The following is a 9,083-nucleotide window of genomic DNA, read 5'->3' as shown; positions in this document are numbered from 1 at the left end:
GAGTCCGGTACAATACCGAACTCAGGCCATGTCAGCCGCCAGTTAAGAAAGTGTCCAATATATGGGGTTCACTTCATTCGGGCGGCTTTTTTCATGGCGAAATCTGGAGACTGGCACGCAAAAGTGGTATAACAAATCATCCGCCGTACCCTGCCTGGAGCGCATATGGAAATCACCGAACCACGTCGTTTATATCAGCAACTTGCTGCCGAGCTGAAAGATCGTATCGAGCAAGGTGTCTATCTTGTCGGTGATAAACTCCCCGCCGAGCGCTTCATCGCTGATGAAAAAAGCGTGAGCCGTACCGTTGTCCGCGAAGCGATTATCATGCTGGAAGTGGAAGGGTATGTTGAAGTGCGCAAAGGTTCCGGTATTCATGTGATTTCGAATCAGCCGAAACACTCTCCGGTCGCAGATGAAAGTCTGGAATTCGCCAGCTATGGTCCTTTTGAGCTGCTCCAGGCTCGCCAGCTGATCGAAAGCAATATTGCGGAATTCGCCGCAACGCAGGTGACCAAGCAGGACATCATGAAATTGATGGAAATCCAGGAGAATGCCCGTAAGGAAAAATGTTTCCGGGATTCAGAGTGGGATCTGCAATTCCACGTTCAGGTCGCCCTGGCAACTCAAAATACGGCGCTGGCGGCAATCGTTGAGAAAATGTGGACTCAGCGTGTTCACAACCCGTACTGGAAGAAACTTCACGACCATATCGATTCCCGTACTGTCGACAACTGGTGTGACGATCACGATCAAATCCTTAAGGCGCTGATTCGTAAAGATCCTCATGCCGCTAAACTGGCGATGTGGCAGCACCTGGAAAATACGAAGCTGATGCTGTTCAATGAAACCAGCGACGACTTTGAATTTAACGCTGACCGCTATCTTTTTGCCGATAATCCCGTCGTTCATCTCGATACGGCATCCAGTGCCGCAAAATAGATCACCTTTTCGCTGGCAGGCGCTTCGTTGCGCCTTCCGGCTTACGTGGGTAAGCAAAACATATATAGTGTCAGCCTTTGTAAATCCCCTCGCTCACTTCCTGGGCTTACGCCAAAATCATCCCACCCCGCAAATTCTGTGACGCAGACCGTTGGGCTTTGTTACAATTGGATTCAATTCCTTATTTTGTAAGTTAGTGCTTGCTAACCAGCCAATTAACAGGGAACAGTGTTGGCCACACCGCAATGTGTCCGCGAGCGACCATAATGAAATCACTACAATGTCGCCGTGCTGTTTGTCCCGGATAACAGGCGTGACGTTAACCGATTTCCAGGAACACTGAATGGAACTTTTGACCCAACTACTGCATGCCCTCTGGGCGCAGGATTTTGAAACGCTGGCCAACCCTTCCATGATTGGCATGCTCTATTTTGTCTTGTTTATGATCCTGTTCCTTGAGAACGGTTTGCTGCCTGCCGCCTTTTTACCCGGTGACAGCTTGCTGGTGCTTGTCGGCGTACTGTGCGCCAAAGGGGCAATGGCGTTTCCACAAACCATTTTTCTTCTGACCGTCGCCGCAAGCCTCGGCTGTTGGGTGAGCTATATCCAGGGACGATGGCTGGGCAATACCCGGCTCGTGCAGAACTGGCTCTCTCATCTTCCTGCCCATTATCACCAGCGGGCGCACCACCTTTTCCATAAGCACGGGCTCTCCGCGTTGCTGATTGGCCGCTTTATCGCCTTTGTACGCACCCTGTTGCCAACCATTGCGGGTCTGTCCGGATTGAGCAGCACACGCTTCCAGTTCTTTAACTGGATGAGTGGCTTGTTATGGGTGCTGATCCTGACAACGCTGGGCTATGCGCTGGGTAAAACCCCTGTCTTCATGAAGTATGAAGATCAGCTGATGTCGTGCCTGATGCTGCTGCCCGTTGTTCTGCTGGTCTTCGGTCTGATTGGTTCACTGGTTGTCCTGTGGAAGAAAAAATACGGAGCCAGGAGCTAACAATGGTTATCTCCCTGCGTCGTTGTGCGTACGCCCTGATCGCCCTGGTGCTTGTTAGTGCCATGCTTCTGGTCTGGAGCGCGCTTTCGCATCAGGAGTCTACGCTGGCCATTCGTCCGGTTACTCAGGGTGCCAGCGTGCCAGATGGTTTTTCTGTCTGGCATCATCTGGATGCGAACGGGATCCGCTTTAAGAGCATCACCCCGAAGGATGATGTTTTACTGATCACGTTTGATTCCCGTGCGCAAAGCGCCGCCGCGAAAGTGGTTCTCGACCGAACGCTGCCGCAAGGATATATCATTGCCCAGCAGGAAGATGACAGCCAGCCTACAGCCTGGTTGTCATTGATTCGTGATACGTCGCATCGGCTTGGATAATTTCCAGGATTCCGAATCTTTTCACTCACTTTGGTGAATCCCCCGTTTACTTACTATGCTTAAGTACGCGGAGCACCCCTCAAATGTACTCCGCATAACTTTGGATAGCGGCTTACGCCGTAACACAATGGAAGGTTTCGATAATGAAATTCCGCATTACTCTTGCTCTGGCACTTTTTTCTTTAAGCACAGCGTCCTTCGCAACCTCTCTCTGTCAGGAGAAAGAACAGGATATTCAGCGTGAGATCGGTTATGCCGAAAAGCATAATAATCAGCACCGTGTTGAGGGTCTTAAAAAAGCACTGAGCGAAGTGAAAGCGAACTGTTCAGACAGCAAGCTTCGTGCTGACCACCAGAAAAAAATCGCTGAACAGAAGGACGAGATAGCCGAGCGCCGTCGCGACCTGCAGGAAGCGAAAGAGAAAGGGGATGCGGAAAAAATTGCTAAGCGCGAGAAGAAGTTGAAAGAAGCGCAGGATGACCTGAAAGCGCTGGAAGCTCGCGATTATTGAGTTAACGGAAATCTCAACAGGAGAAAATCATGTCAAAAGATACGACGTCTGAAAATCTGCGCGCTGAACTGAAATCCCTGGCTGACACTCTGGAAGAGGTGCTGAACTCCTCCGCCGATAAATCTAAGGAAGAAGTCAGCAAACTGCGTAGCAAAGCGGAACAAGCGCTGAAAGAGAGTCGCCACCGTCTGGGTGAAACGGGTGATGCGCTGGCGAAGCAAACCCGCGAAGCCGCTGCACGTGCTGATGAATATGTTCGGGATAATCCCTGGACGGGCGTAGGTATTGGTGCCGCGGTAGGTGTAGTACTGGGTGTCCTGCTCACGCGTCGTTGATTATGGAAGATCCTCGTCACGCACAAGGGCCTGCTAAAAACGTCCTCGGCATCGGCCAGCGTATTTTAACTACGCTGGTCGGCATCGCCGAAACCCGTATCCGGCTAGCCGTCGTTGAGCTGGAAGAGGAAAAAGCGAACCTCTTCCAGATACTGCTGATGCTCGGGCTGACCATGCTCTTCGCCGCGTTCGGTCTGATGAGCCTGATGGTACTCATCATCTGGGCCATTGACCCGCAGTATCGTCTAAACGCGATGATTGCCACCACCGTCGTCCTGCTGCTGGCAGCGTTGATTGGCGGTATATGGACACTGCGTAAAGCACGTAAATCCACTTTCCTGCGCCACACGCGCCAGGAACTGGCTAACGATCGCGCCCTGCTGGAGGATGACAAGCCGTGAGCGACAAAGCCGAACGCCAGAAACGTAAAGCGTTTCTGTTAAGCCAGATCCAGCAGCAGAGGCTGGATCTGTCAGCCAGCCGCCGCGACTGGATCGAGGCGACGCGTCCGCTCGATCGTGGCTGGAATACCTTCCTGAACGTTCGTTCCTGGGCGCTGGTCGGCACCAGCATTATGGCTATCTGGGGCGTTCGTCACCCAAGTAAGCTTATTCGCTGGACGCGTCGGGGCTTTGGAGTCTGGAGCGCCTGGCGTCTGGTGAAAGCAACACTGCGCCAGCAGCAGCTGCGGTAGCCTTCTCGCCGGGTGGCGCTGCGCCACCCGGCAAAATCCCCCCTTCCTCAATATCTTTGAAAAAGATTGACAGTTTTCCTTGCTAACAATTGTCATTCGTCACGTTTATGATTCTCTCCATCGACAGCAAGAACGCGGTATCTACCCGGAATTGCAGACAAATAAAGTTCAGCCGCTAATGTGGTTTCCTGGAGAGTAAAATGAAAAAATTAGAAGATGTTGGTGTACTGGTCGCGCGTATTCTGATGCCAATTCTGTTCATCGTTGCAGGTTGGGGCAAAATCACCGGTTATGCGGGTACCCAGCAGTATATGGAAGCCATGGGCGTGCCGGGGTTCCTGCTGCCACTGACCATCCTGCTTGAGTTCGGCGGCGGTCTGGCAGTTCTGTTCGGCTTCCTGACCCGTACCACAGCACTGTTTACCGCTGGCTTTACCGTACTGACGGCGTTCCTCTTCCACAGCAACTTTGCTGAAGGCGTGAACTCCCTGATGTTCATGAAAAACCTGACTATTGCTGGTGGTTTCCTGCTGCTGGCCATCACTGGCCCAGGCGCATACAGCATCGACCGTGTTCTGAACAAGAAATGGTAAGCACACGCTATACTGAATGAACACAAGCGAGGGGATATCTCCTCGCTTTTGCTATCTGACGGAGGAGAAAAAAATGGGACAACTCGTAGACGGCATCTGGCAGGATGTCTGGTATGACACCAAATCTACCGGAGGCCGCTTCAAGCGCTCAGTTTCCGCCTTCCGTAACTGGCTGACTGCCGATGGTGCTCCAGGCCCGAGCGGCGAAGGCGGGTTTGCGGCCGAGAAAGACCGTTACCATCTTTATGTTTCACTCGCTTGTCCGTGGGCGCACCGCACGCTGATTGTACGCAAGCTCAAAGGTCTTGAGTCCTTAATTCCCGTTTCGGTGGTGAACCCGCTGATGCTGGAAAATGGCTGGACGTTTGACGCCGATTTCCCTGCAGCAACGGGAGACGATCTCTATCACCACGATTTCCTGTACCAACTGTATCTGCGTGCCGATCCGCACTACACCGGGCGCGTTACCGTTCCGGTATTGTGGGACAAGAAAAACCAGACAATCGTCAGCAACGAGTCTGCGGAGATTATCCGCATGTTCAACACCGCGTTTGATGCCCATGGCGCTCGCGCCGGAGATTATTATCCGGTTGAACTGCGCGATAAGATTGATGAGCTGAACAGCTGGATTTACGACAACGTCAATAACGGTGTCTACAAGGCCGGTTTTGCCACCAGCCAGGAGGCGTATGACGAAGCGGTCGGGAAAGTGTTTGAATCGCTGGCGCGTCTGGAACAGCTCCTCGGTCAGCATCGCTATCTGACAGGCAACCGACTGACGGAAGCAGATATTCGTTTGTGGACCACGCTGGTGCGCTTTGATCCGGTGTATGTCACCCACTTTAAATGCGACAAGCACCGCATCAGTGACTACCTGAACCTGTATGGTTTTCTGCGTGACATCTACCAGACACCAGGTATTGCCGAAACGGTCGATTTTGACCACATTCGCACCCACTACTACCGCAGCCATAAGACCATCAACCCAACGGGCATTATCTCCATTGGCCCGTGGCAGGATCTGAATGAGCCGCACGGTCGTGACGTCCGTTTCCGCTAAATATTAAGGGTATCAATAGATGCCCTTTTTTAATTCACAATCTCCATCTATCCTTATCTCGATCGCTTAGAAAACAAGTGATTGACCGATTACAGAGGCAGGGAAAAATGGACTGGTATTTAAAAGTACTGCGTAACTACATTGGATTTGGTGGCCGTGCGCGCCGTAAAGAGTACTGGATGTTCGTTCTGGTGAACTTCATTTTCATCCTGGTGCTGGGTATTGTGGATAAAATTCTGGGCTGGGAGCGGGCGAGCGGGGAAGGTGTTCTCACATCCATTTACGGCATATTTATTCTGCTGCCCTCCTGGGCCGTACAGTTCCGCCGACTACATGACACCGATCGTTCAGCATGGTGGCTATTGCTGCTGTTGATCCCGGTTGTGGGCTGGATTGTCATCTTGATCTTCAACTGTCAGAGCGGCACGCCAGGCGAAAACCGCTTTGGTGCCGACCCTAAACTCAATGCCTGATTCATTGCCCGGTGGCGCTTGCGCTTACCGGGCCTACAGTTCTATTTATTATAATGAGCGAAAAGCTTCGGGATTTCGCGTAAACACCATGATTTGGCTTCGCCCATACTGTCGCGACGCCACGCCATAATGATATCCACCTCGTGGCTATATTCCGGGCTGACAACGCGCAGCCGCCCTTCTGCAATGTCTTTTTCGACAAACGAGTACGGCATGGTCGCCACGCCCAGGCCAGCCAGCAACGCCTGCCGTTTATCTTCCAGTGAAGTCACCGTCAAACGAGGTTGTTTATCCAGCAGTTGCACCGTTAGCACCGGACGTTCACGTGCGGTATCCGCTACCGCCACGCCGCGATACTTCACACGCGTCACTTCAGAGAGCGGCTCAGGCTCCTGATGGATTGGGTGATTGGGTGCAGCGACATAGACGTTCATCACGCTATAGAGCTTGCGGGAGTTGATTTCCGACGAGGAACGGAAGTGCATGTCCGGGGCAATAACGATATCCGCCCTACCCGTCTCCAGACGCTCCCATGCACCAGCCAGTACCTCAGTAATGATCGACAGCTGGGTGTTCGCCTTATCTGCGAGGCGGTCTACAAGCGGAAACAGTGCTTCGGTGGGTACCAGTGCTTCGGTAACCAGTGTCAGATGGGTTTCCCAGCCTCGTGCCAGTGCTTCGGCATCCGTCGTCAGCTTGTCCGCCGCCTCCAGCAGGACACGACCACGCTCCAGCAGCATCCGCCCAACGTTGGTGAATTTTGTTCGATGACCGGAGCGGTCAAACAGCACCACGTCCAGCTCTTCCTCCAGCTTCTGCATGGTGTAGCTCAGCGCAGATGGAACGCGCCCCAGTTCATCTGCCGCCGCCGCAAAACTGCCACGTCGGTCAATTGCGTCCATGACGCGAAGCGCCTCAAGCGTCAATGCTCTCTCTTTAGCCATCTCGTTCTCATTCAGGAAATTTGAACATACCCGGCAGAATATCTGGCTAACAATGAAGCGTCCATACCTTTACCATTGTTTTAGTGTAAAGAGAGGTCAAGTTTATGATTACGACAAGAACAGCTAAACAATGCGGACAAGCCGATTTCGGTTGGCTGCAGGCCCGCTACACCTTTTCCTTTGGACACTACTTTGACCCGAAACTCCTCGGTTACGCTTCATTGCGCGTGTTAAATCAGGAAGTGCTCGCCCCGGGCAGCGCCTTCCAGCCGCGAACGTACCCGAAAGTCGATATCCTGAACCTGATCCTGGAAGGCGAGGCAGAATACCGCGATAGCGAGGGCAATCATGTCCAGGCAAAGGCTGGCGAAGCGTTGTTGATTTCCACACAGCCAGGCATCAGCTACAGCGAGCATAACCTCAGCAAAGAGAAGACGCTGACCCGTATGCAACTTTGGCTCGATGCCTGTCCGGAGCGAGAAAATCCACCGGTACAGAAGGTAGACCTGACGGGCGATAAGCAGCAGTTGATTGCCTCCCCGGACGGTAGTAAAGGCAGTCTGCAACTGCGCCAGCAGGTATGGCTGCATCACATTGAACTGAAGAAAGGCGAACAGGCAAGCTTCCAGCTTCATGGCCCGCGAGCCTATCTGCAGTCAATCCACGGCACGGTGCATGCGGTGACGCACACGGAAGAGAAAGAAGCGCTCACCTGTGGTGATGGAGCGTTTATTCGTGATGAAGCGAATATTACGCTGGTTGCTGATACACCACTGAGAGCGTTGTTGATTGATTTGCCGGTGTAATCTATTCCCCCTCTGAAGTGAGGGGGAAAATTCACGACACCTTACGCGCCATAATCTCAATAATTTGCTGATCCGTTGCCTGCATTGAGCGGCACGCAAGCGCGCACAGATTCGCGATCGATTGCTCTACATCATGCGCCACAATCCCTTCATTTCCCGTCACAGCAGAATCATCCAGCGCCATCATCACCGCTTTCCAGCTACTTGCCACGCTGGTAGAAACTTTCATGGCGCAGCTGTTAGACGCCCCATCGCAGATCATCCCGCTGACGTCACCGATCATACTGCCAATCGCCATTGAGATAGTCTGGTAGCTTCCGCCCATCAGCCAGGCCATTCCTGCCGCAGCCCCCATTGCTGCCGTGGTGGCCGCACACAGTGCCGACAAACGTGGAAGCTGGGAATGAATGTAGATTGCCGAAAGATGTGACAACATCAGAGCTCGTGCGAGTCGTTCGTCATCAGCCTGAACGTGTTCAGCGACTACCACTACCGGTAGGGTAGCGGTGATCCCCTGATTCCCGGACCCGGAATTGCTCATCGCAGGTAGCGTCGCACCGCCCATCCTGGCGTCAGAGGCCGCGCTGGTACGGATAACAATGTCCGACCCCAGATCCTGCGCCATCCATCCACGCGACCGTTGTTTATTGAGTGTTGCGCCAATGTGCAGCCCCCACTTCCCACTGAGCCCTTCACGGGAGAGGGCATCATTCAACTTCCCGGCCTCCAGGATAAAACGGATGGCCTCAAACGGAACGTGTTCCACAAACTCAAGGATCTGCGACAGCGTAGTGTTTGACAGCACTGCCAACGGATCGTCACTCACCTCGCCTTGCTGATCGTCAAGCGCAAAGCGCGTTGTCCCCTGGCAAACTACCTCCACTACTCGCGTATGTCCACCGGCGATAGTCACCATTGCCGAGGAATTCCCGGCGTAAACGCAGGCTCGGGAGTAAAGAATTTCATCGCACGGCGCCTGTAGTTTCACCTGCACCTGACCTGCTTCCAGCAGAGCTTTAGCACGTGACAGCGCATCGGCTGTGACATCTTTCAACACCTCCAGCCCGGCCTGCGCGTTGCCGCCAATGGCCCCCAGCGCCGCCGCAATGGGTAAACCGACCATGCCGGTGCCCGGCACCGTCACGCCAAGCCCATTTTTCATCAGATTCGGTGATACCCACGCCTCAATCTGCGTGACGTCACCTGACAGATGCTCCGCAGCAATCGCGCAGGCCAACGCCAGAGAAACCGGTTCGGTACACCCAAGTGCAGGTTTAACTTCTTCCTGCACCGTTCGAATAAATTGCTTCCATAAAATTTGAGTTTGCTCAGACATCGTTA

General features: G+C 53.3%; 13 protein-coding genes. 11 read left to right on the top strand and 2 right to left on the bottom strand.

The window, feature by feature from the left end:
• Positions 1–165: 165 nt before the first annotated feature.
• The 10 genes from exuR to V6E55_RS10905 all read left to right on the top strand — a co-directional run bounded on the left by exuR (position 166) and on the right by V6E55_RS10905 (position 5,992).
• Positions 166–942, top strand: a complete 777-nt coding sequence (exuR, locus tag V6E55_RS10950) for a transcriptional regulator ExuR (protein ID WP_028017102.1) — start codon at positions 166–168, stop codon at positions 940–942.
• 343 nt (positions 943–1,285) lie between these two features.
• Positions 1,286–1,948 (top strand): DedA family general envelope maintenance protein YqjA, encoded by a 663-nt coding sequence (gene yqjA, locus V6E55_RS10945; RefSeq protein WP_114978802.1) that lies wholly within the window; start codon positions 1,286–1,288, stop codon positions 1,946–1,948.
• Between the two features lie 2 nt (positions 1,949–1,950).
• Entirely contained in the window at positions 1,951–2,325 is a 375-nt protein-coding gene (gene mzrA / locus V6E55_RS10940) for an EnvZ/OmpR regulon moderator MzrA (protein WP_129994913.1), read from the top strand.
• A gap of 143 nt (positions 2,326–2,468) precedes the next feature.
• Positions 2,469–2,837 (top strand): DUF1090 domain-containing protein, encoded by a 369-nt coding sequence (locus V6E55_RS10935; RefSeq protein WP_114978804.1) that lies wholly within the window; start codon positions 2,469–2,471, stop codon positions 2,835–2,837.
• Positions 2,838–2,866: 29 nt separating this feature from the next.
• Entirely contained in the window at positions 2,867–3,172 is a 306-nt protein-coding gene (locus V6E55_RS10930; protein WP_028017098.1) for a DUF883 family protein, read from the top strand.
• Between the two features lie 2 nt (positions 3,173–3,174).
• The gene (locus V6E55_RS10925; protein ID WP_114978805.1) at positions 3,175–3,573 is read left to right on the top strand and encodes a phage holin family protein; all 399 of its coding nucleotides are present in this window, start codon (positions 3,175–3,177) and stop codon (positions 3,571–3,573) included.
• On the top strand, positions 3,570–3,866 hold the full coding sequence (locus tag V6E55_RS10920; protein ID WP_108090513.1) for a YqjK-like family protein: 297 nt from the start codon (positions 3,570–3,572) through the stop codon (positions 3,864–3,866). Before V6E55_RS10925 ends, V6E55_RS10920 begins: the two co-directional genes overlap by 4 nt.
• 200 nt (positions 3,867–4,066) lie before the next feature.
• A complete protein-coding gene (locus V6E55_RS10915; protein ID WP_114978806.1) occupies positions 4,067–4,459 on the top strand; it encodes a DoxX family protein in 393 nt (130 codons plus the stop codon).
• Between the two features lie 73 nt (positions 4,460–4,532).
• Positions 4,533–5,519, top strand: coding sequence for a glutathione S-transferase family protein (locus tag V6E55_RS10910; protein ID WP_114978807.1), 987 nt, complete (start codon positions 4,533–4,535; stop codon positions 5,517–5,519).
• A 107-nt stretch (positions 5,520–5,626) separates the two neighbouring features.
• Positions 5,627–5,992 (top strand): DUF805 domain-containing protein, encoded by a 366-nt coding sequence (locus tag V6E55_RS10905; protein ID WP_114978808.1) that lies wholly within the window; start codon positions 5,627–5,629, stop codon positions 5,990–5,992.
• 41 nt (positions 5,993–6,033) lie between these two features.
• On the opposite strand, the gene V6E55_RS10900 is transcribed toward V6E55_RS10905, so the two are convergent.
• Positions 6,034–6,936, bottom strand: a complete 903-nt coding sequence (locus V6E55_RS10900) for a LysR family transcriptional regulator (RefSeq protein ID WP_316942793.1) — start codon at positions 6,934–6,936, stop codon at positions 6,034–6,036.
• A gap of 104 nt (positions 6,937–7,040) precedes the next feature.
• Here V6E55_RS10900 and V6E55_RS10895 point away from each other — a divergent pair, with 104 nt between their 5' ends.
• Positions 7,041–7,742 carry a pirin family protein gene (locus V6E55_RS10895; protein ID WP_114978809.1) on the top strand — a complete coding sequence of 234 codons (702 nt, stop codon included), beginning with the start codon at positions 7,041–7,043 and terminating at the stop codon, positions 7,740–7,742.
• 31 nt (positions 7,743–7,773) lie between these two features.
• Here the strand turns inward: V6E55_RS10895 and V6E55_RS10890 are convergent, their stop codons facing one another.
• A complete protein-coding gene (locus V6E55_RS10890) occupies positions 7,774–9,078 on the bottom strand; it encodes an L-cysteine desulfidase family protein (RefSeq protein WP_316942792.1) in 1,305 nt (434 codons plus the stop codon).
• Positions 9,079–9,083: the final 5 nt, after the last annotated feature.

The organism is Enterobacter sp. 342 (assembly GCF_036663495.1).
GTDB lineage: Bacteria > Pseudomonadota > Gammaproteobacteria > Enterobacterales > Enterobacteriaceae > Enterobacter.
The sequence above is the reverse complement of the archived record's forward strand: the minus strand, read 5'-3'. Positions and strand labels throughout refer to the sequence as shown.